The sequence below is a fragment of the Azomonas macrocytogenes genome (assembly GCF_014191985.1).
Taxonomy (GTDB): Bacteria; Pseudomonadota; Gammaproteobacteria; order Pseudomonadales; family Pseudomonadaceae; genus Azomonas; species Azomonas macrocytogenes.
This window is the reverse complement of the sequence record NZ_JACHXI010000002.1, coordinates 235,243-258,186: the sequence shown is the minus strand read 5'-3', so window position 1 is coordinate 258,186 and position 22,944 is coordinate 235,243. Positions and strand designations below refer to the sequence as shown.

The 22,944-nt window shown below is 57.4% G+C and carries 27 protein-coding genes; 9 read left to right on the top strand and 18 right to left on the bottom strand.

Annotation, left to right across the window (positions count from 1 at the left end; translation table 11 throughout):
- The first annotated feature begins 206 nt into the window (after positions 1–206).
- Positions 207–422: a hypothetical protein gene (locus FHR87_RS03720; protein ID WP_183165372.1), complete on the top strand. Its 216-nt coding sequence runs from the start codon at positions 207–209 to the stop codon at positions 420–422.
- 136 nt (positions 423–558) lie between these two features.
- On the opposite strand, the gene FHR87_RS03715 is transcribed toward FHR87_RS03720, so the two are convergent.
- From FHR87_RS03715 to FHR87_RS03700, 4 genes are read right to left on the bottom strand one after another with little or no spacing between them, the layout of a single operon-like run.
- Positions 559–1,884, bottom strand: coding sequence for an ATP-binding protein (locus FHR87_RS03715; protein ID WP_183165371.1), 1,326 nt, complete (start codon positions 1,882–1,884; stop codon positions 559–561).
- Complete coding sequence (locus FHR87_RS03710) at positions 1,881–2,549, bottom strand: response regulator transcription factor (protein WP_183165370.1); 669 nt, start codon at positions 2,547–2,549, stop codon at positions 1,881–1,883. The genes FHR87_RS03715 and FHR87_RS03710 overlap by 4 nt, the downstream gene beginning before the upstream one ends.
- Entirely contained in the window at positions 2,550–2,858 is a 309-nt protein-coding gene (locus FHR87_RS03705; protein WP_183165369.1) for a PepSY domain-containing protein, read from the bottom strand.
- Positions 2,858–3,181 carry a PepSY domain-containing protein gene (locus FHR87_RS03700; RefSeq protein ID WP_183165368.1) on the bottom strand — a complete coding sequence of 108 codons (324 nt, stop codon included), beginning with the start codon at positions 3,179–3,181 and terminating at the stop codon, positions 2,858–2,860. Before FHR87_RS03700 ends, FHR87_RS03705 begins: the two co-directional genes overlap by 1 nt.
- 190 nt (positions 3,182–3,371) lie before the next feature.
- Between FHR87_RS03700 and FHR87_RS03695 the strand changes: the two genes are divergently transcribed.
- The 3 genes from FHR87_RS03695 (at position 3,372) to FHR87_RS03685 (ending at position 6,105) form a co-directional block, all read left to right on the top strand.
- The gene (locus FHR87_RS03695) at positions 3,372–4,262 is read left to right on the top strand and encodes a pseudouridine synthase (RefSeq protein WP_183165367.1); all 891 of its coding nucleotides are present in this window, start codon (positions 3,372–3,374) and stop codon (positions 4,260–4,262) included.
- 101 nt (positions 4,263–4,363) lie between these two features.
- Positions 4,364–5,269, top strand: coding sequence for an ATP-binding protein (locus tag FHR87_RS03690; RefSeq protein ID WP_183165366.1), 906 nt, complete (start codon positions 4,364–4,366; stop codon positions 5,267–5,269).
- Positions 5,270–5,679: 410 nt separating this feature from the next.
- On the top strand, positions 5,680–6,105 hold the full coding sequence (locus tag FHR87_RS03685) for a DUF192 domain-containing protein (RefSeq protein WP_183165365.1): 426 nt from the start codon (positions 5,680–5,682) through the stop codon (positions 6,103–6,105).
- A gap of 28 nt (positions 6,106–6,133) precedes the next feature.
- Here FHR87_RS03685 and FHR87_RS03680 read toward each other — a convergent pair whose 3' ends face one another.
- The 3 genes from FHR87_RS03680 to FHR87_RS03670 all read right to left on the bottom strand — a co-directional run bounded on the left by FHR87_RS03680 (position 6,134) and on the right by FHR87_RS03670 (position 7,880).
- Positions 6,134–6,514 (bottom strand): VOC family protein, encoded by a 381-nt coding sequence (locus FHR87_RS03680; RefSeq protein WP_183165364.1) that lies wholly within the window; start codon positions 6,512–6,514, stop codon positions 6,134–6,136.
- A gap of 44 nt (positions 6,515–6,558) precedes the next feature.
- On the bottom strand, positions 6,559–7,386 hold the full coding sequence (locus FHR87_RS03675; protein ID WP_183165363.1) for an HpcH/HpaI aldolase/citrate lyase family protein: 828 nt from the start codon (positions 7,384–7,386) through the stop codon (positions 6,559–6,561).
- Between the two features lie 173 nt (positions 7,387–7,559).
- Positions 7,560–7,880: a c-type cytochrome gene (locus FHR87_RS03670; protein WP_183165362.1), complete on the bottom strand. Its 321-nt coding sequence runs from the start codon at positions 7,878–7,880 to the stop codon at positions 7,560–7,562.
- Between the two features lie 249 nt (positions 7,881–8,129).
- Here FHR87_RS03670 and FHR87_RS03665 point away from each other — a divergent pair, with 249 nt between their 5' ends.
- On the top strand, positions 8,130–8,339 hold the full coding sequence (locus FHR87_RS03665; protein ID WP_183165361.1) for an immunoglobulin domain-containing protein: 210 nt from the start codon (positions 8,130–8,132) through the stop codon (positions 8,337–8,339).
- A gap of 119 nt (positions 8,340–8,458) precedes the next feature.
- The gene (gene mdtD / locus FHR87_RS03660; RefSeq protein WP_183165360.1) at positions 8,459–9,880 is read left to right on the top strand and encodes a multidrug transporter subunit MdtD; all 1,422 of its coding nucleotides are present in this window, start codon (positions 8,459–8,461) and stop codon (positions 9,878–9,880) included.
- 75 nt (positions 9,881–9,955) lie between these two features.
- On the opposite strand, the gene ssuB is transcribed toward mdtD, so the two are convergent.
- The 10 genes from ssuB to FHR87_RS03610 all read right to left on the bottom strand — a co-directional run bounded on the left by ssuB (position 9,956) and on the right by FHR87_RS03610 (position 19,317).
- A complete protein-coding gene (gene ssuB, locus FHR87_RS03655) occupies positions 9,956–10,828 on the bottom strand; it encodes an aliphatic sulfonates ABC transporter ATP-binding protein (RefSeq protein WP_183165434.1) in 873 nt (290 codons plus the stop codon).
- Positions 10,828–11,619, bottom strand: a complete 792-nt coding sequence (gene ssuC / locus FHR87_RS03650; protein WP_183165359.1) for an aliphatic sulfonate ABC transporter permease SsuC — start codon at positions 11,617–11,619, stop codon at positions 10,828–10,830. Before ssuC ends, ssuB begins: the two co-directional genes overlap by 1 nt.
- A 64-nt stretch (positions 11,620–11,683) precedes the next feature.
- Complete coding sequence (ssuD, locus tag FHR87_RS03645) at positions 11,684–12,832, bottom strand: FMNH2-dependent alkanesulfonate monooxygenase (RefSeq protein ID WP_183165358.1); 1,149 nt, start codon at positions 12,830–12,832, stop codon at positions 11,684–11,686.
- A gap of 37 nt (positions 12,833–12,869) precedes the next feature.
- Complete coding sequence (locus FHR87_RS03640; protein ID WP_183165357.1) at positions 12,870–13,844, bottom strand: sulfonate ABC transporter substrate-binding protein; 975 nt, start codon at positions 13,842–13,844, stop codon at positions 12,870–12,872.
- Positions 13,845–13,991: 147 nt separating this feature from the next.
- Positions 13,992–14,534 (bottom strand): NADPH-dependent FMN reductase, encoded by a 543-nt coding sequence (gene ssuE / locus FHR87_RS03635; protein ID WP_183165356.1) that lies wholly within the window; start codon positions 14,532–14,534, stop codon positions 13,992–13,994.
- Between the two features lie 11 nt (positions 14,535–14,545).
- On the bottom strand, positions 14,546–15,184 hold the full coding sequence (locus tag FHR87_RS03630; RefSeq protein ID WP_183165355.1) for a peroxiredoxin: 639 nt from the start codon (positions 15,182–15,184) through the stop codon (positions 14,546–14,548).
- Between the two features lie 205 nt (positions 15,185–15,389).
- Entirely contained in the window at positions 15,390–16,211 is an 822-nt protein-coding gene (locus FHR87_RS03625) for an alpha/beta fold hydrolase (protein WP_183165354.1), read from the bottom strand.
- A 66-nt stretch (positions 16,212–16,277) separates the two neighbouring features.
- Complete coding sequence (locus FHR87_RS03620; RefSeq protein ID WP_246335768.1) at positions 16,278–17,276, bottom strand: lysylphosphatidylglycerol synthase domain-containing protein; 999 nt, start codon at positions 17,274–17,276, stop codon at positions 16,278–16,280.
- Complete coding sequence (gene clsB, locus FHR87_RS03615) at positions 17,273–18,517, bottom strand: cardiolipin synthase ClsB (protein WP_183165353.1); 1,245 nt, start codon at positions 18,515–18,517, stop codon at positions 17,273–17,275. Before clsB ends, FHR87_RS03620 begins: the two co-directional genes overlap by 4 nt.
- Positions 18,514–19,317 (bottom strand): endonuclease/exonuclease/phosphatase family protein, encoded by an 804-nt coding sequence (locus FHR87_RS03610; RefSeq protein WP_183165352.1) that lies wholly within the window; start codon positions 19,315–19,317, stop codon positions 18,514–18,516. Before FHR87_RS03610 ends, clsB begins: the two co-directional genes overlap by 4 nt.
- A 512-nt stretch (positions 19,318–19,829) precedes the next feature.
- Here FHR87_RS03610 and FHR87_RS03605 point away from each other — a divergent pair.
- From FHR87_RS03605 to queF, 3 genes are all read left to right on the top strand, one after another.
- Positions 19,830–20,762 carry an ABC transporter ATP-binding protein gene (locus tag FHR87_RS03605; protein WP_183165351.1) on the top strand — a complete coding sequence of 311 codons (933 nt, stop codon included), beginning with the start codon at positions 19,830–19,832 and terminating at the stop codon, positions 20,760–20,762.
- Positions 20,759–21,538, top strand: a complete 780-nt coding sequence (locus FHR87_RS03600) for an ABC transporter permease (RefSeq protein ID WP_183165350.1) — start codon at positions 20,759–20,761, stop codon at positions 21,536–21,538. The genes FHR87_RS03605 and FHR87_RS03600 overlap by 4 nt, the downstream gene beginning before the upstream one ends.
- Positions 21,539–21,616: 78 nt before the next feature.
- Positions 21,617–22,447, top strand: coding sequence for an NADPH-dependent 7-cyano-7-deazaguanine reductase QueF (gene queF / locus FHR87_RS03595; RefSeq protein WP_183165349.1), 831 nt, complete (start codon positions 21,617–21,619; stop codon positions 22,445–22,447).
- 22 nt (positions 22,448–22,469) lie between these two features.
- Here the strand turns inward: queF and FHR87_RS03590 are convergent, their stop codons facing one another.
- On the bottom strand, positions 22,470–22,736 hold the full coding sequence (locus FHR87_RS03590; RefSeq protein ID WP_183165348.1) for a DUF4404 family protein: 267 nt from the start codon (positions 22,734–22,736) through the stop codon (positions 22,470–22,472).
- Between the last annotated feature and the right edge of the window lie 208 nt (positions 22,737–22,944).

The window sequence follows — 22,944 nt, the reverse complement described above, 5'->3', positions numbered from 1 at the left end:
CGATAGCAAGTTGCAATAACGTTTCAGTCATTCGATTTTCGTCGAAAACCGATAAGTGGGGTGAATCCATTGCAGGCTCCATGGTCTTTGAAAGTAATCTGGCGGTGTGTTTATAGTTGTTGATAGTATTTGCGCCGATTTGTCTAGACCTATAAGTGTGATCGTTGTCTCGAAAGTGAAATCAGACCTTGCTGCGTGAGATGCCTATGAAAACTCTTTCTCGATACCTTGCCGACAACTTTACTTCTCAGTACAAAACCTGCGTAGAACCTCAGGCTGATGGCTATCTGCTGGTGCGTGTCGGTTATCCCATCAACGGCACTGAAGCCACTCGCATGATCAATGGACAGTATGTGCGCAACGAGTTGTTGGTCGAGACGTTGCTGGAGGATATCCGCAACGAACTGGCTCGCTCGCACTGAGCTGGGCTGGGCTGCCAGCCAGCCCATTCTGTTTCCCGGCATACCCATACTCGCAGCTGTAGCTGTGCTGTTTTGCGAGTAGGGCGACCGGGGCTGGCAATGGATGGCTTTCTTTCTGATTCGAGCGGTATGCCGCTCAGTTCTCCAACTGCCTGAACGGTAATTCCAGCCGCACGCGCAGGCCGCCCAGCGGGCTTTTTTCCAGTATCCAGGTGCCATGCCAGGCATTGACGATATCGTTGACGATGTCCATGCCCAGCCCATGTCCGGCAGGGCGCTCGTCCAGGCGGGTACCGCGGTTCATGGCCTGTTCGCGCAGTTCGGGGGCGATGCCGGGCCCGTCGTCGTCGATCAGAATGCGACAGTTGTCCGATGTCTGGCTGATCTCCAGCATGACTTTACTTTTAGCCCATTTACAGGCGTTATCCAGGAGATTGCCGAGCAATTCCAGCATGTCTTCGCGATCCCGGGGCAGGTGGCAGCCGGTGTGCGCCTGCCAGCTCAGGTCCAGCGCCTGGCCATGGATCATCGATAACGTTTTGAATAGCGCAGGTAACTCCTCATCACATTCGAAATAGGTGCCGGGCAGCACTTCCGCTGCCAGGCGTGCGCGTCCCAGCTCCAGCGATACACGTTTCTCGATGTGCGTCAGCTGTTCACGCAGATTTGCCTGCAGATCGGGATGCCGGGCTATTTCATCGTGCAGGATCAGGTTATTCAGTACCGCCAGTGGCGTCTTCAGTGCGTGACCGAGATTGCCGAGTGCGTGGCGGGAGCGCTTGAGCGTCGCCTCGGTATGCGTCAGCAAATGGTTGATCTGCTTGACCAGGGGTTGCAGTTCTTCCGGCGTTTCATCGTCGAGCAGGCGGCGCTTGCCATGCTGCAACTGGGCAATTTGCCGGCGTGCCTGTTCCAGCGGGCGTAACGCGGATTTCATGGCATAGCCTTGCAGGAACAGGAGAATGAGCAGCGCGGCCGCGACCAGACCGAGACTGCCCAGGCGAACCTGATTGAAGCTGTCGAGAATGGGCGTGTAGTTCTGTGCCACATCGATATTCACCAGCAGGTTACCGCGCCGGTATTCGCCGCGATAAGTGATCAGGCGCTGGTGTTGCGGACCGTCCAGCAGATCGCTGCCAAGTCCTGGCTTTTCCGGCCAGTCTGGCAGGCTGTCCCAGAGCGAGCGTGAGCGCCAGGTACGGTCGGGCAGGGAGATACGGAAGTAGGAGCCGGAAAAGGCATGCTGGTAACGCGGATTGATCCGGCTGGCATCGAGCTGCACTCCGTTCGGACCCCTGACCATGGCGATCAGCAGGCCTTCGGCTTCCGCTTGCAGATAGCCGCGCAGGGTGTCCTTGAGACCCGCTTCGAACAGCCAGAGACTGGTCTGTAGCAGCCCGAAGCCAACGATCAGCAGACTGCCGACCAGGCTCAGGGTGACGCGCCGGCGGATGGATTTCACGACATTACGCCGGTGAAACGATAGCCCAGCCCGCGACGAGTCTCGATTACTTGGCGCCCGAATTTGCCACGCAGACGGTTGATGTGGACTTCGATCACATTGGAGTCGCGTTCGGTTTCGCCGTCATATAGATGTTCGGTCAGTTGCAGCTTCGACAATATCTGCCCCGGATGCAGCATGAAGTAGCGCAGCAGGCGGAACTCGCCGGCCGTCAGTACCACTTCTTTGCCTTTATAAAGGCAGATCTGCTGTGACTCGTCCAGAGCCAGGCCGCCAGCTTCGAGCAATGACCGGTTGGCCAGGCCATTGGCGCGACGCAGCAACGCCTGAACGCGCAGCAGCAGTTCTTCAGGGTGAAAGGGTTTGGTCAGGTAGTCATCAGCCCCGGCCTTGAGTCCTTCGATCCGCTCGGCCCAGGAGCTGCGCGCGGTAAGGATCAGCACCGGCGTGGTCAGGCCGTGCTCGCGCCAGCCGGTCAGTACTTCCAGGCCCGATTTGCCCGGCAGGCCGAGATCCAGCACGATCAGGTCATAGGGTTCGCACATACCCTGGTAATCGACATCGCGGCCGTCGGCCAGCCAATCCACCGCATAGCCATTGCGCTTGAGGTTGGCGACCAGTTCATCGGCCAGTTCTACTTGGTCTTCCGCCAGCAGCAGGCGCATTCAATCGTCCTCTTCGTCCTTGAGCAGTCGTCCGCTTTGAGCATCCAGTTCGAGCTCGCGAGCTTCACCCTTGTTGGTGAGCAGATCAATCTCGTAAACATAGATGTGGTGTTCTTCTTCCAGCTCGACTTCCAGAAGTTGGGCGTCAGGATAATATTTGCGGACTTCTTCCAGTACCTGTTCGAGCGGCATGATCCGCCCGGCACGCTTGAGTTTGAGCGCTTCATCCTGGTTTAAATCCCGACCCGACGCCGCTTGGGCGCCGAGCAGAAGCGAGAGCGCAAGGGCGAGAACGGTGGCTATACGCATTAGTTGTCCTGATGGTTACGCAGCAATTCACCGGAAGTGGCATCGAATTCCAGCTCCCATTGCACGCCTTTGGCATCACGCAGTTCAATCTGGTAGAGGTAGCGGCCGTATTCCTCTTCTAGATCGGTTTCGCTAATAGTCGCGCCTGGATGTTTGGCGAGAGCGGCTGCGTTGAGTTTTTCGAGCGGCTGGATGGTTTTGGCATCATGCAGCCTGATTATCTCATCTGGGCCCAGATCGCGGGCGTGGGCCATGTTCAGGCCGGAAGTCAGGACAATCAGAGCCAGAATAGCGATGGCGAAGGCAGTGCTTATGGCTTTCATGAATATCTCTCCTGTCATGTAGGTATCGATTCGATGCGTGCAGATTACGAGTGTCGACTTAATTCAAACTGAATAGCTCCATCTGGCTTGAATGTTCTGTGAAAATGATCGGTGCGACCAAATAACGTTCCTCTGCAAGTGGTTTCGCTAAAATGCTCGCCTTGTCAGATCGATACCCTGCCGATTCTTCATGTCTAACGATGCGTTTCTCTCTCGTCCAAGTATTCTTCACCTTCCCCTGGGACCCTGGACAACTGTCCTCGATTGCCTGTGTGCGCATTTCCCGGCAATCGGCCGGGATGTCTGGCTGGAGCGTATGGCGCGCGGGCGGGTACTCGATGGCGCTGGGCAGGCGTTGGCGGCGACGCATCCCTATCGGGTCGGGATGCGTGTGGAGTATTTCCGTGAGGTACCGAACGAAAAACCGATTCCCTTGCGCGAGGCAATCCTGCATGTCGACGAACACCTGCTGGTAGCCGACAAACCGCACTTTCTGCCGGTACAACCGGCTGGCGAATATGTCGAGCAAACGCTGCTGGCGCGCCTGTGCCGGCGTCTCGGTAATCCGCACCTGGTGCCGTTGCACCGGATCGACAGGCTGACTGCCGGGCTGGTGCTGTTTTCGACCAATCCTGCGAGTCGCGGGCGTTATCAGGCGCTGTTTCGCGAGCGGCAGATCGATAAATGCTACGAAGCCATCTGCCCGCCCTTGCCGGACCTGCAATTTCCGGCTTGGCGGCGTAGCTGCATTCTCGCGGGTGAGCCTTTCTTTCTCATGCGCGAAGGTGAGGGAGAACCGAACAGCGAAACTCGTATCGAGGTCCTGGAGCGCCGGGATGATCTCTGGCGCTATGCGTTATTCCCGATTACCGGTAGAAAACACCAGTTGCGTCTGCATATGGCCGCACTTGGCGCAGGTATCTGCAACGATCCGTTCTATCCCGTTCTGTGGGCGCGCGAGGCACGCGAGCGCGAAGATTATGGCCTGCCACTCAAGTTGTTGGCCCAAGGCTTGCGTTTTCGCGATCCGCTCGATGGCACGCTGAGGTGCTTTGCCAGCCTGCAGAAATTGAGCTGGTAGTGTAAACGCATATTTCTTGGCTGGTGATTGGGGTAAGTTTGGCGGTTGAGCGGGGCGCTCCCCGTCCCGGTTGTCTTTTGTCTTACTTGCCTGGAGTTATCATGTCTTCGTCAGAGTTCGATACGTCCCGCTTGGAAACGCTATTGCCCGGTGTGCTGCAACGGCTGGAGCGGATTGCCGTAGCGCTGGAAAGCGCGACCGGTATCCAGGCCGAGAGTGCTTTTCCTCAGGATGCACCGGCCTATCGCTGGGAGCGCCTGCACGGTCTGCTTGGCGGTGGTCACCTGGTGCCGGTACGCGAACCGGCACTGATCCGCTTCGAAGATTTGCGCAATGTGGAGCGGCAGAAAGAAGCCATCGAGCGTAATACCCGTCAGTTCGTCGAAGGCCGTCCGGCCAATAATGTGCTGCTTACCGGCGCACGTGGCACCGGCAAATCCTCGCTGATCAAGGCCTGCCTGCAAGCGTTTCAAGAGCGTGGCCTGCGCCTGATCGAAATCGACAAGGACGACCTGGCCGACCTGCGCCTGCTGGTGCAACTGATCCGCAATCGCCCGGAGCGCTTCATCCTGTTCTGCGACGATCTGTCCTTCGAAGAGGGCGAGGGTGGCTATAAGGCACTGAAGACGGCGCTAGACGGTTCGCTCACCGGTTCTGCTTCCAACTTACTGATCTACGCCACCTCCAACCGCCGCCATTTGCTACCGGAGAAAATGAGCGAGAACCTGGAGAGCCGGCTCGGTGAAAACGGCGAGATCCATCCGGGTGACACCACTGAGGAAAAGGTTTCCCTCTCCGAGCGTTTCGGCCTCTGGCTGAGCTTTTATCCGTTCAGCCAGGATGACTACCTGGCGGCGGTGGAGCAGTGGCTGCAGCATTTCGGCTTCGACGCGGCGCGAATCGAGGCGGCCCGCACGCCGGCCCTGCTTTGGTCACGTACCCGCGGCGCACGCTCCGGGCGCATCGCCTGGCAATTTGCCCGGGACTATGCGGGCCGGCAGCGTTAGGGAAACCACCCGCAGTCAGCTAAAGGCTGGCCTAAGTAGCCGTTTCGCCAAGTGTGAGACGCTGCCTGCCAGGCAGAAAGCAACGGTGGCCCAATCCGTTGCGCAGCCTGGGCGAGCGATCCGGCATGACCAATGATTCTGTTGCCAAGGTCTGGTCGGCCAATTTGGTCAAGCTGGCTGTCATGAATTGCTTTGGCCGCCGGTGATTGCACCTATAGGGAACAAGACGAGCATTTTCATTGATATGGATCGCTTTCCGTGCGCAATGTCCGTCCGAGGTTTTGACCTGACAGGGGTATGGCTGCGCTTGCCAGGGCTTATGCTTATCAACAGAACGCCATAGAAAGGCACTTGCATGAATGTGCAGGTACTTCTCTGGTACCTCATCTCATTGATCGGACGGAGAAATCATGCGTTTTCCGACATTGCTGTTGCTGGGCTTTCTGGTTGCCGGCTGTACTTGGGAGAAACCACCCAGTGAAACCCTGAGGTTCGGTCAGCATGCGTTGCCTGTGGAAGTGGCCGCATCGATGGCAGAGCGGCGACGCGGCCTGATGGGGCGTAGTGAACTGCCCGAGGGGCAAGGCATGCTGTTCATCTTCCCGACGGCCGGTAAGAAGTGCATGTGGATGAAGAATACCGAGATGCCGCTGTCTACTGCCTTTATCGATGCCCAGGGCTATATTCTCAACGTGGATCAGATGCAGGCCGAGAGCCAGGATATCCATTGCTCCGACGGCATCGCCAGCTATGCCGTGGAGGTAAACCAGGGTTGGTTCGAGAAGCGTGGTGTCCGCGCCGGCGACCAGGTTTCCGGTTTGCCGCCGGCTCCCTGATCCGCATGAGTGGTCTGACCGGTACCGATCAGGCCACTCGTTCGGATATTTCGATAAGGTTCAGGTCCGGATCGCGCAAATAGATCGAGCGGATCGGGCCGGTTGCGCCGGTACGCATGACTGGCCCCTCGATAATTGGCCAGGGCAGGTTCTGCAAATGCCGTATGACCTGATCGAGCGGCCGGTCAGCGATGAAGCACAGATCGAGCGAACCCGGCACTGGCAGATGCGCCTTGGGTTCGAATTCGTTGCCGCGCACGTGCAGATTGATCTTCTGGTTACCGAAACGAAATGCCAGGTGGCCGTTGCCAAAGCGCTCCAGATCCATACCCAGCACTTGGGTATAGAAATAAGTGGTCGCCTCTGCATCGGTGGCCGTCAGGACCAGGTGATCCAGATAATCGAGCATTGCTGTTCTCCTGGGAAAATAGCCTGTGATGCTGTCGATCTTGCTCAGCGCACGGTAAGGCCAGCGCGTTCCAGAAAGTGCCGGGCGCGGCCGATCACCGGTGGATCGACCATTTCGCCATCGACTACGAATACTCCGTTGCCGGCTGCGTTCGCAGCGATGATGTGCTGTGCCCAGGCCAGTTCTTGCGGTGTTGGCAGCATGGCCCGATGGACGACCTCGACCTGCTTCGGATGAATGCACAGCAAGCCGCCGAACCCCATATCGCGGGCGGTCTGTACGACCAGAGCGAGACCTTCCAGATCGTCGATGGCCGGGAAGACGCTTTCCAGTGGTGCGGCCAGGCCGGCTGCACGGCTATGTAGCAGCAGAGCATAGCGTGCCTGGTCAAGCATGCGTTCAGCGGCAGCGCTGCCACTGCTCAACCCCAGGTCGAGCCCGAGATCGAGCGCACCATAGGACAGGCGTTCGACCCCAGCGACCCGCGTCATTTCCGGCAGGGCCAGCAATCCCCTGGCGTTTTCGACGATCGGCCAGACGGGTTTGCCGCAGGCCGTTGCAACCTTTACCTGAGCAGCGCTTTCCGCCTTGGGCAAGAGTACGCCGGTCACGCCAGGATGGCGGCTGCACAACTGCAAATCTTCGGCCTGATTGGGATAGCTGGCGCCGTTGATCCGTACCAAGAGGCGGGCTTGCGGGTGGTCGGCAAGGAAAACGTCCAGGCCGGTCCGCGCTGCCTCTTTCTGGTCTTCTGCCACGGCGTCCTCCAGATCGACGATGGTGACATCGGCGCCGCTGGCCAGAGCCTTGGGGATACGGTCGGTACGAGTTGCCGGGACGAACAGGGCAGAGCGGATGAGATGTCCGGTCATGGTCTTTTCCAGGAGTTTTCCAGTGGGCACGCACCGGGTTCACGGTAGTCTTCAACCGGTCCGCCCATTGATATGACACGAAATTTCGGAGTGGTTGCAAGGCGCTGACCGGTACCACCTTCGGTGCGCTCGGGTGAAGTTGAGGGTTGTCGCCGGTGGGGACGAATTCGTTGTTATTTCTGCTGCAGTACCCACTCGGCGAGGATTCTGGCCTGCTCCTCGGTAACCGCGTTCGGTGGCATCGGAATCGGGCCCCAGTCGCCCATGACGCCATTTTTGATTTTGCCGGCCAGAATTTCCACTGCACCGTCCTGGCCGGCATATTTGGCAGCGACATCCTTGTAGGAAGGACCGACCAGTTTGCTGTCGATTTTGTGGCAGGCCACGCAGGATTTGCTTTTGAACAGGGCTTCCGCATCCTGGGCCTGGGCGAAGGCCGGTAGCAGGATCGGCAGGCCGGCCAGAATCAGGGTTGAAACCAGTGCGTTCTTCATGATGGTTTTTTCCTCAAGGCTATGGCGGGACTTGATTGCCCGCTCGGTGCAGCCTGGCAGGCTGCAACCGAACGCACAGCACGTCAAGCTTGCCATTTGCCGTTATGGATCGGCATGTTTCCATTACCGTTTCGGCTTTTTCATGGATTGCGCGAAGCGGTGCTCATGCTAGGGTCTGTTGACGATGTTGTGGAATGCTCGCCGGCAGCCATGGTCATAATTGCGATGACACTGCTGAGGAGAACGATCATGAAGCTGGATCTCGAGGCGTTCGAAAGCCTGTTGAAACACGCTCAGACTCAAGCCGACCGGGCTGCTCTGGAAAATCAGCCACAGCTTTACCGCGATGCCTTCGAAACGACCTTGCAAGCGATGCGCCTGCTGGCCGAGGAATCCGGAACCTGGCGCCATATGGTCGTCAGGGCCACGGAGGAATATCAGGGCGACGAAGGCATATAAGCGACCAGGGAAGCCTGTTTACGCTCCGCAAACCTGGCGGGAGTTTCCAATCGGGCAAGCGAAGGTTGCATGGATTAACAATCCTCTAGAATGTCCGCTCGCTCCTGTCAGGATGAGTCATGCAACAACAGCCGTCGGTCATGATTGATTCCCGTACTGCCCGTGTTTTGCCCTGGTTGGTAGCTGTCGCTTTTTTCATGCAGACCCTGGACAGTACCATCCTTAATACAGCCCTGCCGGGCATGGCACGCGATCTGGCGGAAAACCCGCTGCGCATGCAAAGCATCGTGATCGCCTATCTGCTTACCGTGGCGTTTGTAATTCCCATCTCCGGTTGGCTTGCTGATCGCTTCGGCAGTCGCCGCGTATTTTTGTCTGCCATCGTCCTGTTCACCCTGGGTTCACTGTTCTGTGCACTGTCGTCCACCCTTAACCAGTTGATCGTTAGCCGGGTGATCCAAGGGTTGGGCGGTGCGTTGATGGTGCCGGTCGGGCGGTTGACGGTGTTGCGGGTCTATCCACGCAGCGAGTTCGTGCGGGTGATGACACTCGTTGCGCTGCCCGGGATGCTTGGGCCATTGATCGGGCCGACACTGGGGGGCTGGCTGGTGGAATATGCGTCCTGGCACTGGATTTTCCTGATCAATCTGCCGGTGGGGTTGTTGGGTTACATTACTGCGCAGCACTTCATGCCAATCCTGAAGGGTGCGCGGACACACTTCGATACCTTTGGTTTTCTCGCTTTCGGTTCCAGCATGGTGCTGATCACCATTGCTCTGGAAGGGCTGGGTGAGCTGCAAATGCCGCATGCGCGGGTCATGCTTCTGCTATTCAGTGGCCTGGCCTGTATGGCGGCTTACTGGCTGCATGCCGGTCGGGTCGAATCTCCGTTGTTCAGCTTGCAGCTGTTCCAGACGCGCAATTTTGCCGTAGGTATTCTCGGCAACCTGTTTGCCCGGCTCGGAACCGGGGCGCTGCCGTTTCTGATTCCGTTGCTGCTGCAAGTAGCGCTCGATTATTCACCAGCCCGAGCCGGCATGAGCATGATTCCTCTGGCGCTTGGTGCCATGGCCATCAAGCCCCTGGCCAATGGCCTGATCAACCGTTTTGGCTATCGTCTGATCCTGACCGTCAATACCTTGCTGGTCGGTGCCTTGATCGCCAGTTTGGCGATGGTCGATCGGGACACTTCCCTGGTTTTTCTATCGCTCCATCTAGGTGCTATCGGTGCGGTCAACTCACTGCAGTTCACTGCGATGAATACGGTGACCCTGGTCGGTTTGCGTGACGAGCAGGCCAGTAGTGGCAATAGTCTGCTATCGGTGGTCGTACAACTGTCCATGAGTCTGGGCGTGGCCTCGGCCGGAGCACTGCTTGGCGGATTTACCCGGCCGGAAGCGGATAGCGATGTACTGCAGGCTTTCCGCCTGACTTTTCTCTGCGTAGGCGGGTTGGCCATGCTGGCGGCTGCCTTGTTCCTGCAACTGGATGGGAAGGATAGGCGTGATACGACGCCGATTGCCGACAAGATCGCGGAATAGCCGGAGTTCCGGCTATCGCGTCAGGCACAAGGCCGGAAGAAAGCTGTTCGTGTTCCTCTCTTTCGTGCATCGGCGTCAGAGGCTTTGCTGACGGCGCGGTTCAACGATAGGTAAAGAGGCTTCGGGCTGCGCAGGCTCTTCCAGTTGGGGCGGTTGCTCTGGCAGACCGAGCACGCGATCAAGCACCTGAGCTTCCAGGGCTGCCAGATTTGCCGAGCCGCGGTGGCGTGGGCGAGCCAGATTCACTATCAGGTCGAGGCCGATACGACCTTCTTCGATCAGGATCACGCGATCGGCCACTGCTACCGCCTCGCTGACATCGTGGGTAACGAGCAGTACCGTGAAGCCATGCTGTTGCCAGAGTCGCTCGATCAGTTGTTGCATCTCGATACGAGTCAAGGCATCTAGTGCGCCGAGCGGTTCGTCGAGCAGCAGCAGGCGTGGCTGGTGGATCAACGCTCGCGCCAGTGCCACGCGTTGTTTCTGGCCACCGGAAAGCGCTGCCGGCCATTCCTGGGCGCGGTCGGCCAGCCCAACGGCTTCCAGCGCTTGAGCAGCCCGGGGGCGCCAGTTGCCGGAAAGCCCGAGACCGACGTTGTCGATCACGCGTTTCCACGGCAGCAGCCGAGAGTCCTGGAACATCAGGCGGGTGTCTTCGCGCACCTTTGCCAGAGGTGTCTTGCCGGCCAGCAGTCGACCGCTGCTGGGGGTATCCAGTCCGGCCAGCAGGCGTAGCAGGGTGCTCTTGCCGCAACCGCTGCGACCCACGATCGCGACGAATTGACCGGCTGGAATATGCAGATCGATATCGGTGAGTACCTGGCGGGTACCGAACGCCTTGCCGATCTTCTCGATGTTCAAGGCCGTCCCGCTTGCGGGGGTGCCGGTGCCGCCCAATGGATTGCTGCCCAAAGGGCTGGCGCGCTTGATGTCATGCAAGGTATTCATCATTGCTCTCCCTTGAGCTGATAGGCCGGATTCCAGCGCAGCCACTGGCGCTCCAGTGTGCGTGCAGCAACGTCGGCCAGCTTGCCGAGTACGGCATAAAGCAGAATTGCCAGGACTACTACGTCGGTTTGCAGGAATTCGCGCGCGTTCATGGCGAGATAACCGATGCCGGAACTGGCGGAAATGGTCTCGGCGACGATCAACGTCAGCCACATGAAACCCAGGGCGAAGCGTACGCCGACCAGAATCGATGGCAGCGCACCTGGCAGAATCACCTGGCGGAACAGGCTGAAGCCGGATAGGCCATAGCTACGTGCCATTTCCACCAGCCCGGGATCGACGTTGCGGATGCCGTGATAGGTATTGAGGTAGAGAGGGAACAGGGTACCGAGGGCGACCAGGAAGATTTTCGCGCTCTCGTCGATCCCGAACCATAGAATCACCAACGGAATCAGCGCCAGGTGCGGCACGTTGCGAATCATCTGTACCGAACTGTCAAGCAGGCGCTCGCCCCATTTCGACAGCCCGGTAATGAAGCCCAACAGTAGCCCCAGTCCGCCACCAATACCGAAGCCGATGGCGGCGCGCTGGCCGCTGATAGCCAGGTGCTGCCAGATTTCACCGCTTTTGACCAGGCTCCAGCCGGCTTCCAGTACGGCACTTGGCGATGGCAGGATGCGGGTGGACAACAGGCCTGTGCTTACGGAAATCTGCCAGACCGCCAGCAGTGTCACAGGCAGTGCCCATGGCGCCAGGCGTACAGCCAGATTGTTCAGAGAGGTTTTGCTCATATCGATTTACCGGTTGCTTGCGACAATGGCCGGCTAGATCTGGTCGGCCATTGTCAATGGTTGTTCAGCTCTGCGAAGCAGTCTTGGGCAGGATGTCATTGGCGACCACTTCGCCGAATGGGCTTACATAGCCGCGGCCTTCCGGGCGAACCGGACGAGCCAGATCCAGATGCGGGAATAGCAGTTCGGCGACCCGGTAGGATTCCTCCAGGTGTGGATAGCCTGAGAACACGAAGGTATCGATGCCGAGATCGGCATATTCCTTTATTCGTGCCGCTACCGTCGGGCCATCGCCGACCAGAGCGGTGCCAGCACCGCCACGGACCAGACCGACACCGGCCCAGAGATTCGGTGCGACTTCCAGTTTGTCGCGCTGGCCGCCGTGCAGGGCATTCATGCGCTGCTGGCCGACCGAATCGAAACGCGCCAGGGAAGCCTGGGCACGGGCGATGGTGTCATCGTCCAGGTGACTGATCAGTTGCTCGGCAGCGGCCCAGGCTTGTTCGGTGGTTTCCCGCACGATCACATGCAGGCGGATGCCGAACTTTACTGTGCGTCCGTGTTTGGCGGCGCGGGCACGGACATCGGCAATCTTTTCCTGCACCGCCTCTGGCGGTTCACCCCAGGTCAGGTAGAGATCGACCTGCTCGGCAGCCAGTTCATGAGCCGCCTCGGAAGAGCCGCCGAAATACAGCGGTGGATGGGGGCGCTGAATAGGGGGGAAAAGCAGCTTGGCGCCTTTGACCTGAATGTGCTTGCCGTCCAGGTCGACGGTTTCACCAGACAATACGCCACGCCAGATACGAGTGAATTCGGTTGCGGCTTCGTAGCGCTCGGCATGGGAAAGGTGCAGTCCTTCGCCCGCCAGTTCTTCAGGATCACCACCGGTTACCAGGTTGAATAGTGCGCGCCCACCGGACAGGCGATCCAGCGTGGCTGCCTGGCGTGCTGCCACGGTCGGCGAGATGATGCCCGGGCGCAGGGCGACCAGGAACTTCAGGCGCTGAGTGACCGGGATCAGCGAGGCGGCGACCAGCCAGGAGTCTTCGCAGGAGCGGCCAGTGGGGATCAAGACACCACCAAAACCCAGATGATCGGCGGCCTGAGCAATCTGCTGCAGATAGGCATGATCGACGGCCCGAGCGCCTTCGGTCGTACCCAGGTAATGGCCATCGCCGTGGGTGGGGAGAAACCAGAATACATTAAGGCTCATTGGTATTGTCTCCTGCCGCTCGAGGTGGGCATGGTGGTCATTGATGGGCAAGTTTGGCTGAGGATTTTTCTTTTGAAGGGGTCCAGACCACTTCACGAATGCTCAATTGCTTGGGAATCAGCTTGAGTTCGCTGAAGGTGTCAGCAATCTTCTGCTGCGCTGTAGTGACTTCAGGGGTGAGAAACTGGGCACCATTGCTTTGGCGCTCGATTGCAATACGGGTAATGGATACGGGCAGGCCAAGCAATGGCGCAACCTGCTTAGTGGCTTCGTCTGGGTTGTGGGTGATCCACTCACCGGTGGCACGAAGTTCCTCGACCAGCGCACTGATGACTTCGGGATGTTTTTCGGCATAGGGTTTGGCGGCCAGGTAAAACTGATGGTTGGCCACCAGGCCCTGGCCGTCGCGCAGGGTACGGGCTTGCAGCTGGCTTTCGGCAGCCGCCTGGAACGGATCCCAGATCGCCCATGCGTCTACCTGGCCACTTTCAAAGGCAGCTCGGGCATCAGCTGGCGGCAGGTAGACCGGCGTGATGTCCTTGACCGTCAGGCCTGCATCTTCCAGCGCACGGACCAGCAGGAAATGCACGTTCGAGCCTTTGTTCAGAGCGACTTTCTTGCCCTTGAGCTCGGCGACCGATTTTATCGGCGAATCCTTGGGAGTGAGGATTGCCTCACCGCTCGGGGACGGGGGTTCATGGGCGACGTAGAGCAGGTCTGCACCGGCAGCCTGGGCGAAGATCGGTGGAGCTTCGCCGGTGGAGCCGAAGTCAATGGCACCCACGTTCAAGCCTTCGAGTAGCTGTGGGCCACCTGGGAATTCGGTCCATTGCACCTGAATACCTTGATCGGCCAGGCGTTTTTCCAGGGTTCCTCTGGCTTTGAGCAGCACCAGTGTGCCGTATTTCTGATAACCGATCCGCAAGGGGTCGGCATGAATCTGGGTAGCGCCGAAGGACAGGGTCGCGGCGAGCAGGGCGACCAGGCCTTGGCGCAAAGTGATGGTGCGCATGGCAACGTCCTTTACATTGGCTTTGGGCAACCTGCTCGCCCGTTGGCGGGCCAGTAAGGTAGATTTTCGGGGTGACCAGAAGGGCTGGCTTTTTTAATGAAACGGCGAAACGACTCGCAGCAGGTTTTCCTGGCGGTCGTTTCCGGGTTACTGGGTTTTGGTCGAGCGTCGTGCCAAAGCCTGGTGAAATTGTTCCAGTGCTTCTTCCAGGCGTTGTTCCAGGGCCGGAGATAGTCTTATTGCTTGATCGACTTGTTCGATCTGGCTGTCCTCGGCGAATACGCCGCTGAATATTTCCTGTGCCTTGAGTGCCGACAGCACGGGTTTGAGCGAGTAATCCAGCGCCAGCATGTGCGTACTACTGCCGGCCGTGGCGATCGGCAGTACCACCTTGTGTTCCAGTGCCCGCTCGGGCAGCAGATCCAGCACGGTCTTCAGGGCACCGGAATATGCTGCCTTGTAGACCGGTGTAGCGATCAGCAGGCCGTCCGCTCGGGTGATCTGTTCATGCAGGTTCTGGATCTGCGGGCTGTCGAAGCGGGCCAGCAGCAGGTCTTCGGCATTGAAATCACGAATCCGATACCTGGCTACTTCGACGCCACGTTGCTGCAACCAACGGTGGCCATGTTCGAGCACGGTATCGGAGCGCGATACCAGGCTCGGGCTTCCACCCAGGGAGACGACCAGCATGCTTGCTCTCCTTATTTATTCGGCTGTGGAGTCAGACGCAAGTACGGCTTCACGGCGCGATAGCCTTTCGGAAAGCGTCTTTTGATTTCTTCCTCATCCTTCAGCGAAGGCACGATCACTACCTCTTCGCCATCCTGCCAGTTGGCTGGTGTGGCAACCTTGTAGTTGTCGGTCAGCTGCAGCGAGTCGATGACGCGCAGGATTTCGTTGAAGTTGCGACCGGTGCTGGCGGGGTAGGTAATGGTCAGCCGTACTTTTTTCTGCGGGTCGATGACGAACAACGAGCGCACGGTGAGGGTATCGCTGGCATTGGGGTGGATCAGATCGTACAAGCTGGACACCTTGCGATCGGCATCGGCGATGATCGGGAAGTTGACTTCGGTATCCTGGGTTTCGTTGATATCGCCGATCCATTGGCGATGCGAGTCCACTGGGTCTACCGAAAGCGCAATGACCTTGACGTTACGCTTGGCAAATTCACTCTTCAACTTGGCCGTGAACCCCAGTTCCGTGGTGCATACGGGAGTGAAGTCGGCGGGATGGGAGAACAGGACGGCCCAGCTGTCACCAATCCATTCATGGAAACGGATAGGGCCGTCGCTGGATTCCTGTGTGAAATCGGGGGCAATATCGCCGAGGCGGATGCTCATGATGTCGTTTCTCCTGAATACAGGGATGGTCGTTTGTCGGTCGACTATGCTTAGGAACTCGGAAAAATAAAAAGAATAAATAAAAATTTATTTATTCTTTTATTGAATATGCGTGACTTCGATGCGGCTGAATGGCCGAGAACTGCTGCTTCGGCGTCACCAGCGCCCCGGTACTCCTGGAGAATTGGCAGCCGTCGAAAAGTACTCAGCTTTCGATGAATGCCAGCAGATCGGCGTTGAAGCGATCCGGGTCCACCTGCGCCAGACCATGCGAGCCACCCGAATAAACTTTCAACGTGGCATTGGGTATGAGCTCCGCGGAGCGCCTGGCCGAGTTATCGATCGGCACGATCTGATCGTCATCGCCATGCACAATCAGCGTCGGTACGTCGATCTTCTGCAAATCCGCAGTGAAGTCGGTTTCGGAGAACTGTTCGATGCAGTCGTAAACTGGCTTGATGGCGGCAGTCATGCCTTGCAGCCAGAATGCATCGCGCAGTCCTTCGGAAAACTTCGCTCCGTCACGGTTGAAACCATAGAAGGTCGTCGGTAATTCCTTGAAGAATTGCGAGCGATTTTGCAGGACATTTTCGCGAATACCGTCGAAAACATCCTTTGGTACTCCGCCAGGATTGGCAGTGGTTTTCAGCATGAGGGGCGGCACAGCGCCCAGCAATACCAGCTTGGCCACGCGAGCGCTGCCGTGGCGACCCAGGTAGCGGGTTACTTCGCCACCACCGGTGGAATGCCCGACCAGAACGGCGTTTTGCAGATCCAGGGTATCCAGCAGTTGCGCCAGGTCATCAGCATACTGATCCATGGTGTTGCCATCCCAGGTCTGTCCAGAGCGTCCATGGCCACGTCGGTCATGGGCGATAACGCGATAACCGCGTTGGCCAAGGAACATCACCTGCGCATCCCAGGCATCCGCGCACAAAGGCCAGCCATGGGCAAAGACTACCGGTTGGCCCGTCCCCCCATCCTTGTAGAAGAGAGTGGTACCGTCTTCGAGTTTCAACGTGGCCATAGGGTGTTTCCTCTTTGAATAGTGTTGCGGCCGGTCATGGCTCGGTTAACCCGAGCGTTTTGGTTTCTATCCCGATTCGAATTTCATGTCTTTGGGCTTGCTTGCCTTTTCCTTGCGCAGTTTGCGCGCCTGGGCTTCCAGCACCACATACACCAGCGTGGCGAGCAGCAGCGGGATGAGGAAGTAGATGACCCGGTAGCCGATCAGCCCGGCGATGACACCGCTGCGGCTCATCTGGCCAGCGAGCAGGGTCACGAATACCGCTTCGATCACACCGAGGCCTGCCGGAATATGAGTGATGACGCCGGCAATACTGCTGATCAGCAGAATACCCAGGACTTCCAGGTAGGGTATTTTCTGCAGGAGCATGTAATAGATCACCAGTGCCATCAGTGACCAGTTGGCAGCGCCGAGCACCAATTGCAACGCCGCCATGCGCAGGCTGGGCAGCCGGATTTCGTGACCATGGATGGTCCAGGCGCGGCGTTTGGAGAAGTGACAGAACGCCAGATGGGCGAAACCCACCAGAACCAATCCAATACCGAGTAGCTGCAGAACAGTGTTGCCAATTTCCCAGTTCGCCGGGGGACGGATCCAGCCACTGGTGAAGCTGATTCCCGCCAGGCACATATAGCCCAGCCAGTTAGTCATCAGGCTCAGGGTGAAAATCCGGGCAATCAACGCCGGGCGTATGCCCAAGCGGCCATAAAGCCGGTAGCGCAGGGCGATACCGCCGACCCAGGCACTCAGGTTCAGATTGAAGGCATAGCAGACGAAGGTTATCGGCAGGACCTGGCGTACCGGCAGAGCGTGCCGGACATAGTGTTTACCCAGCACATCGAAGAAACAGTAGACCAGATAGCTACCAAGCGCCGCGGTACCGGCCATCCACAGCGTCCGGGCCTGGTAGGTGCCCAGTGTGGCCATGATTTCCTGCCAGTTCAGCTTGCGTGCCAAGCCGACGAGCAGGCCGGCTATCAGGATGAGAAAGGCGTAGGAAAGGATTTTTCTGGTCATGGGCCAGGCGCGTTGCCAGCGCCCCGAACGGCTGGAGGGATGCCTCATGGGTGCTCTCGTTGTAAGGGCGAAGCGGTATTGGTTCGTGGTTGTTCCGGCTCTTCGCTCAGTATGGTTAGAGGATGGGATCTGGCTGGGATCATTCCCGTTATGGCGGGAAAATGGCGCAGAAAGTGGAAGATCATGAAAACCAACGGTGCCCGCCACCAGTAACCGCGCACGATGCGTTCGAGCGGAATGCTTTGGCAATCATTGCCGAGCAGATTTTCGAGATTGGCATGCAGTTTTTTGTTGAACGAGTAGTCACGGATGATGAGATTGGCTTCGAGATTCAGCGAAAGGCTCAACGGGTCCAGATTGCTGGAGCCTACGGTGGACCATTCGTAATCGGCCAGGGCTACCTTGGCATGCAGTGGGCGGCGGCAGTATTCGTAGATTTCCACGCCGTCGCGCAGCAGATAGTTGTACAGCATGCGCGCACCAAAGCGGGCTATCGGCATATCTGGCTGGCCTTGCAATATCAGGCGAACCCGCACGCCGCGTCGGGCTGCGTTGCGAATTTCGCGCAGTACCCGATAGCCGGGGAAAAAGTAGGCGTTGGCAATCAGCAGGCGCGAGCGTGCATTGCGTATTGCCTCAAGATAATGCTGCTCGATATCGGTGCGGTGATGATGGTTGTCCCGTGCTGCAAAAAGCGCTCGCGCTTCTCCGCGTATGGGCCCAGGCGAGCCTTCCGCAAGAGGGCGGGCGTGACGGCGCCACCAGCGAAGCCTGTACGTGAGCGGGGTAATAGTGTGCAGGGCGGAGCGGTGGATGTCGCGAACGACCGGGCCTTCGACCTGCAGAGCGTAATCCTGTTTCGCTTCAGGACCGTAGTCGTCCAGATGATCGGCCGAGTAGTTGATGCCACCAATAAAGGCGATAACGCCATCGATCACTACAATTTTGCGATGTAGGCGGCGAAACAGGTTGATGCGCCTGCCCAGCAGGCGCTTGCGCGGGTCGTAGACATGGATGCGAACACCTGCCCTGGTCAGTGACGCAACGAATCCGGGGCTCAGCTCCGGTGTGCCGTAGCCATCGACGGTCAAGTCTATACGCACACCGCGCCCGGCCGCTTCGAGCAGGACTTTGTACAAGGCGAGTCCGACCTTGTCTTCGAACAGAATGAAGGTCTCGATCAATATTTCGCTGCGCGCCTGTTCGATGGCCGAAAAGACGGCCGGGAAGAATTCTTCACCGTTTTCGAGCAATTGCAGCCTGTTGCCGTCTCGCCAGGAGAACTTCATAGCCGGAGCTCCACTGCTAGTGGCAAATGGTCCGACAGGTGGGTCCAGGGCTTGTGGCCGAGAATTTTCGCCCGTGTGACCTCGATATTGCGCGCATAAATACGATCCAGGCGCAGCAGCGGCCAGCGGGCCGGAAAGGTTCTGGCCAGCTCACCGTGACGTTTTGTGAAGACTTCGTAGAGGTTGGCATCCTGAAGCAGCTTGTCACAGGCCTTCATACGCCAGTCGTTGAAGTCACCGGCAACGATTACCGGTGCTTGCGAGGGCAGCGAGTTGACCAGCTCGCAAAGCAGTTGTAACTGCTGCTGGCGATGGGCTTCGCGCAGACCAAGGTGTACGCAGATAGCGTGTACTTTCGGGTGGCCAGGAATTTCCAGCACACTGTGCAGCAAGCCGCGACGCTCCGGTCCGGCAATGGATATGTCCAGGTTTTCATGACTCAGGATGGGAAATTTCGATAGCAGGGCATTGCCGTGATCGCCCGCCGGGTAGACGGCATTCTGGCCGTAGGCAAAGTCTGGCCAGATGCTGTCTGCCAGGAATTCGTATTGCGGAATCTGCGGCCAGTCATGGAAGCGCAGAGCGTGCTTCTCGTGCATGCCCAGAACTTCCTGCAGGAAAACCACATCGGCGGAAACGGCACGTACTGCTTCGCGTAATTCGGGCAGGATGAAGCGGCGATTCAGTGCTGTGAACCCCTTATGGGTGTTCACAGTAAGAATGCGGATGATATCCACCGGGCTAGCCATATGGATATCCAGTTGCGAGCTGTCCAGTGGCCTGTCTTTCATCAATGTCACGACATGGCTCCTAATGGCTCTTATCCAGCGAGCGCCCTTGCCGGTCGAATATTCTCCGATTCGCTCCGACTGCTTTGGGATGGCATGTAGCGGAAACGATCTTTTGTTGTGCAATCGGTGTCATACACGCATGCGCTATCCGCGCTGACGCTGACCGGAGCATGTATCAGGAGGGCGAGCTTCTCGCACTTACTTAATATTCGGACTTTGCGAGCCGGTAGCGGTTCACCGACTGCGCTGGAAGATGGCGAAGCCGCAGATTTCTATGGTCAGCAACCTCTTCGGGTTACCCTTAGAACCTGTTCACGATCTCGCGAGCTAGAGCCAGACAAGGCGAAAATAGCTGAGGAAGCGGACCGGGCTCGCGTGCGAGTTTACGAGTGGTAAATGAGCATTCCGACCGGGCTGGCGATCCAGGCCACTTTCAACGCCGTTTGGCCGACGCGCAGCAGATCGTGAACAGGTTCTTACAAGGAGTAGATAGTCATTTTTATTATCCAATGTGTGTATCCATGAGTTCGGCATTATCCATCCGGCAACTGACCAAGACTTACAGCAACGGCTTTCAGGCTCTCAAAGGCATCGATCTGGATGTGGCGGAAGGTGATTTTTTCGCCCTGCTTGGCCCCAATGGCGCTGGTAAGTCCACCACTATCGGCATCCTGTCCTCGCTGGTGAACAAAAGTGGCGGGACGGTCAGTGTTTTCGGTCACGATCTGGATCGCGATCCTGCCGGGCTCAAGCGTTGTCTGGGAGTGGTCCCGCAGGAGTTCAACTTCAATCAGTTCGAGAAAATCTTCGATATCCTGGTTACCCAGGCAGGTTACTACGGCATCTTGCCGAAGGTCGCCAGAGAGCGGGCCGAGTACTATCTGCATCAACTTGGGCTATGGGATAAGCGGGACGAAGCCTCGCGCATGCTGTCCGGTGGTATGAAGCGGCGCCTGATGATCGCTCGTGCGCTGATCCATCATCCGCGGCTGCTGATCCTCGATGAACCGACAGCTGGGGTCGATATCGAGTTGCGCCGCTCCATGTGGAATTTTCTGATCGAGCTGAACCGCCAGGGCATCACCATCATCCTGACCACCCATTACCTTGAAGAAGCCGAACAGCTGTGTCGCAACATCGGCATCATCGATCACGGTCGGATCGTCGAAAACACCAGCATGCGTGAACTACTCAAGCAGTTGCATGAAGAAGTCTTCCTGCTGGACCTGCAGCAGTCGCTTCGATCGCTGCCGGATCTTCGTGGCTATCGCACGCAACTACTGGACGATCACACCCTGGAAGTCCAGGTAGAGAAGAGCCGAGGAATGAACGAGCTGTTTCGTCAGTTGGCCGAACAGGGGATTGAAGTGCTCAGCTTGCGCAACAAGACCAACCGTCTGGAGGAGCTGTTCGTTTCCCTGGTGGAATCCAATCTGCACAAGGATCCGGAATGAACGTCGAATTGCGCGCCAATCTGGTCGCACTGGGAACCATTGTCCTGCGCGAAATCCGTCGCTTCGCTCGCATCTGGCCGCAGACGTTGCTGCCTCCGGGAATAACCATGGTGCTGTATTTCGCCATCTTCGGTCGGTTGATCGGTAACCGTATTGGCGAAATGGGTGGTTTCAGTTATATCGAGTACATCGTGCCAGGCCTGATCATGATGGCAGTGATCACCAATTCGTACAGCAATGTCGTATCCAGCTTCTTCAGTATCAAGTTTCAGCGCTCGATCGAGGAACTGCTGGTTTCCCCGGTTTCGCCCCATGTGATTCTCATCGGCTTTGCCCTGGGGGGAGTTTGTCGAGGGTTGGCGGTCGGGGTAATCGTGTCGGTGCTATCCATGTTCTTCATCAACCTGCAAGTACACCATCTTGGCGTGACGGTTCTGGTGGTGACGCTGACCGCTACGATCTTTTCCCTTGGCGGTTTCATCAATGCGATCTTTGCACGCAATTTCGACGATATTTCTATCGTTCCGACATTCGTCCTGACACCTTTGACCTATCTGGGGGGCGTGTTTTATTCGATCGATCTACTGCCGCCGTTCTGGCAATCGATATCGCTGGTCAATCCGATTTTGCACATGGTCAACGCCTTTCGCTATGGGATTCTCGGCGTTTCAGACATTCGCATCGGTGTGGCACTTGCTTTCATGTTGGTAGCCAGTGCGACCCTGTATGCGGTCAGTATCCGGCTGCTGCGAAGTGGCCGTGGCATGCGCCAATAACCTCCCAGCACTGAACGCTGGCAAAACATCCGGTAGCGGATAAACTGCCGGGGTTTTCCGTTCCGAGTCCTGTCTAGCATGCAGCATCCAGCCGAATCATCTCCGCTAGGTAAAGCCAGCGAATATGCCGATACCTATAGCCCGCAATTACTGTTTTCCATTCCGCGTGCACCGAAATGGACAGAGTTGGGGTTATCTGCCAAAACGCTGCCCTATTATGGTGTCGATGTATGGAACTGTTATGAGCTTTCCTGGCTATTGCCATCGGGCAAGCCGGTTGTTGCCATCGGCGAATTTTTCGTTCCTGCCGATTCGCCATGCATAATTGAGTCAAAATCTTTCAAGCTGTATCTGAACTCGTTGAATCAGATGGTCTTTCACGATTTCCAGTCATTGGTTGATGTGCTTGAAAAGGATTTATCAGCAGTGGCAGGCAAGCCGGTGAAGGCAAGGGTTCGAACGATTCAAGAGACGCAAGCCAGCGGCCTGGCTGCGTTGCCGGGGCAGTGTATCGATACTCTGGATGTCGCCATTTCCCGTTACGACTCACCGCGTGCCGAGTTATTACGCGGTAATCCCGGCGAGCGGGTCGATGCCTGTCTGCACAGTCATCTACTCAAATCCAATTGCCCGGTAACCGGCCAACCTGATTGGGGCAGTATTGTGGTGGATTACCGTGGTAATGCTCTCGATCCAGGCAGTTTGCTGGCTTATATCGTCAGTTTTCGCCAGCATGCCGACTTCCACGAGCAATGTGTGGAAAGGATCTTTCTCGACCTGCAGCAACTTCTACGCCCCGAGCGGCTGACCGTCTACGCTCGTTATGTGCGCCGCGGTGGGCTTGACATTAACCCTTATCGCAGTACGGAGGACTTCGAACCGGACAATCGACGAGTGATCAGACAATGACGTGCCGGTGCCCGTTTTCGACTCAAACCCCCATGCTGACCAGGCTTTGCATGATATTGCGCAAGGTTGACGCAGTGTTGGGATGGCTTGCCTCGAAGCGTTCGACGGCCAAATTGATGCCGTCGATCAAGGATTCGTTACCGGTACCGCTACGTTCGCTTTCCAAGCGAAGCTCGATGTCGTTGACGAGCGTTTCCAGCGAGGCCCGCTCTTCATCAGTCATTGGATGGCCTTGTTCCAGCTGGTTGCGTAGTTCCTGAAGCTGGGTCTGCAAATTACGTGCGGACATGTTTTTTTCCTCATGCTTTTTGATGGCAGGTTACGAAGAGTTGGACAAAAAACCTGGAAAGAGGTTAAACCTGTCATTGCAATTTATTGCTCTGTATAGATAAATATTTTTACTGGCGATACGCGTTACTTGTGTGCATGATTTTTGAATAAGCCTTGCATGGCTATATAATCACTCGTCAATTGGCGGCAAGGCCGTCCTTACTGGA

What these genes read in the sequence shown, in the direction of transcription:
- FHR87_RS03640 (WP_183165357.1), bottom strand. Translation starts at nt 13,844, where the DNA reads ATGCGCACCATCACTTTGCGCCAAGGCCTGGTCGCCCTGCTCGCCGCG.
- FHR87_RS03710 (WP_183165370.1), bottom strand. Translation starts at nt 2,549, where the DNA reads ATGCGCCTGCTGCTGGCGGAAGACCAAGTAGAACTGGCCGATGAACTG.
- FHR87_RS03665 (WP_183165361.1), top strand. Translation starts at nt 8,130, where the DNA reads ATGAAGCTGGATCTCGAGGCGTTCGAAAGCCTGTTGAAACACGCTCAG.
- FHR87_RS03685 (WP_183165365.1), top strand. Translation starts at nt 5,680, where the DNA reads ATGCGTTTTCCGACATTGCTGTTGCTGGGCTTTCTGGTTGCCGGCTGT.
- FHR87_RS03695 (WP_183165367.1), top strand. Translation starts at nt 3,372, where the DNA reads ATGTCTAACGATGCGTTTCTCTCTCGTCCAAGTATTCTTCACCTTCCC.
- FHR87_RS03700 (WP_183165368.1), bottom strand. Translation starts at nt 3,181, where the DNA reads ATGAAAGCCATAAGCACTGCCTTCGCCATCGCTATTCTGGCTCTGATT.
- FHR87_RS03670 (WP_183165362.1), bottom strand. Translation starts at nt 7,880, where the DNA reads ATGAAGAACGCACTGGTTTCAACCCTGATTCTGGCCGGCCTGCCGATC.
- clsB (WP_183165353.1), bottom strand. Translation starts at nt 18,517, where the DNA reads ATGAAGTTCTCCTGGCGAGACGGCAACAGGCTGCAATTGCTCGAAAAC.
- mdtD (WP_183165360.1), top strand. Translation starts at nt 8,459, where the DNA reads ATGCAACAACAGCCGTCGGTCATGATTGATTCCCGTACTGCCCGTGTT.
- FHR87_RS03625 (WP_183165354.1), bottom strand. Translation starts at nt 16,211, where the DNA reads ATGGCCACGTTGAAACTCGAAGACGGTACCACTCTCTTCTACAAGGAT.
- FHR87_RS03630 (WP_183165355.1), bottom strand. Translation starts at nt 15,184, where the DNA reads ATGAGCATCCGCCTCGGCGATATTGCCCCCGATTTCACACAGGAATCC.
- FHR87_RS03620 (WP_246335768.1), bottom strand. Translation starts at nt 17,276, where the DNA reads ATGAGGCATCCCTCCAGCCGTTCGGGGCGCTGGCAACGCGCCTGGCCC.
- FHR87_RS03675 (WP_183165363.1), bottom strand. Translation starts at nt 7,386, where the DNA reads ATGACCGGACATCTCATCCGCTCTGCCCTGTTCGTCCCGGCAACTCGT.
- FHR87_RS03680 (WP_183165364.1), bottom strand. Translation starts at nt 6,514, where the DNA reads ATGCTCGATTATCTGGATCACCTGGTCCTGACGGCCACCGATGCAGAG.
- ssuE (WP_183165356.1), bottom strand. Translation starts at nt 14,534, where the DNA reads ATGCTGGTCGTCTCCCTGGGTGGAAGCCCGAGCCTGGTATCGCGCTCC.
- ssuD (WP_183165358.1), bottom strand. Translation starts at nt 12,832, where the DNA reads ATGAGCCTTAATGTATTCTGGTTTCTCCCCACCCACGGCGATGGCCAT.
- queF (WP_183165349.1), top strand. Translation starts at nt 21,617, where the DNA reads ATGCAGCATCCAGCCGAATCATCTCCGCTAGGTAAAGCCAGCGAATAT.
- FHR87_RS03605 (WP_183165351.1), top strand. Translation starts at nt 19,830, where the DNA reads ATGAGTTCGGCATTATCCATCCGGCAACTGACCAAGACTTACAGCAAC.
- FHR87_RS03720 (WP_183165372.1), top strand. Translation starts at nt 207, where the DNA reads ATGAAAACTCTTTCTCGATACCTTGCCGACAACTTTACTTCTCAGTAC.
- FHR87_RS03690 (WP_183165366.1), top strand. Translation starts at nt 4,364, where the DNA reads ATGTCTTCGTCAGAGTTCGATACGTCCCGCTTGGAAACGCTATTGCCC.
- FHR87_RS03705 (WP_183165369.1), bottom strand. Translation starts at nt 2,858, where the DNA reads ATGCGTATAGCCACCGTTCTCGCCCTTGCGCTCTCGCTTCTGCTCGGC.
- ssuC (WP_183165359.1), bottom strand. Translation starts at nt 11,619, where the DNA reads ATGAGCAAAACCTCTCTGAACAATCTGGCTGTACGCCTGGCGCCATGG.
- FHR87_RS03590 (WP_183165348.1), bottom strand. Translation starts at nt 22,736, where the DNA reads ATGTCCGCACGTAATTTGCAGACCCAGCTTCAGGAACTACGCAACCAG.
- FHR87_RS03600 (WP_183165350.1), top strand. Translation starts at nt 20,759, where the DNA reads ATGAACGTCGAATTGCGCGCCAATCTGGTCGCACTGGGAACCATTGTC.
- ssuB (WP_183165434.1), bottom strand. Translation starts at nt 10,828, where the DNA reads ATGAATACCTTGCATGACATCAAGCGCGCCAGCCCTTTGGGCAGCAAT.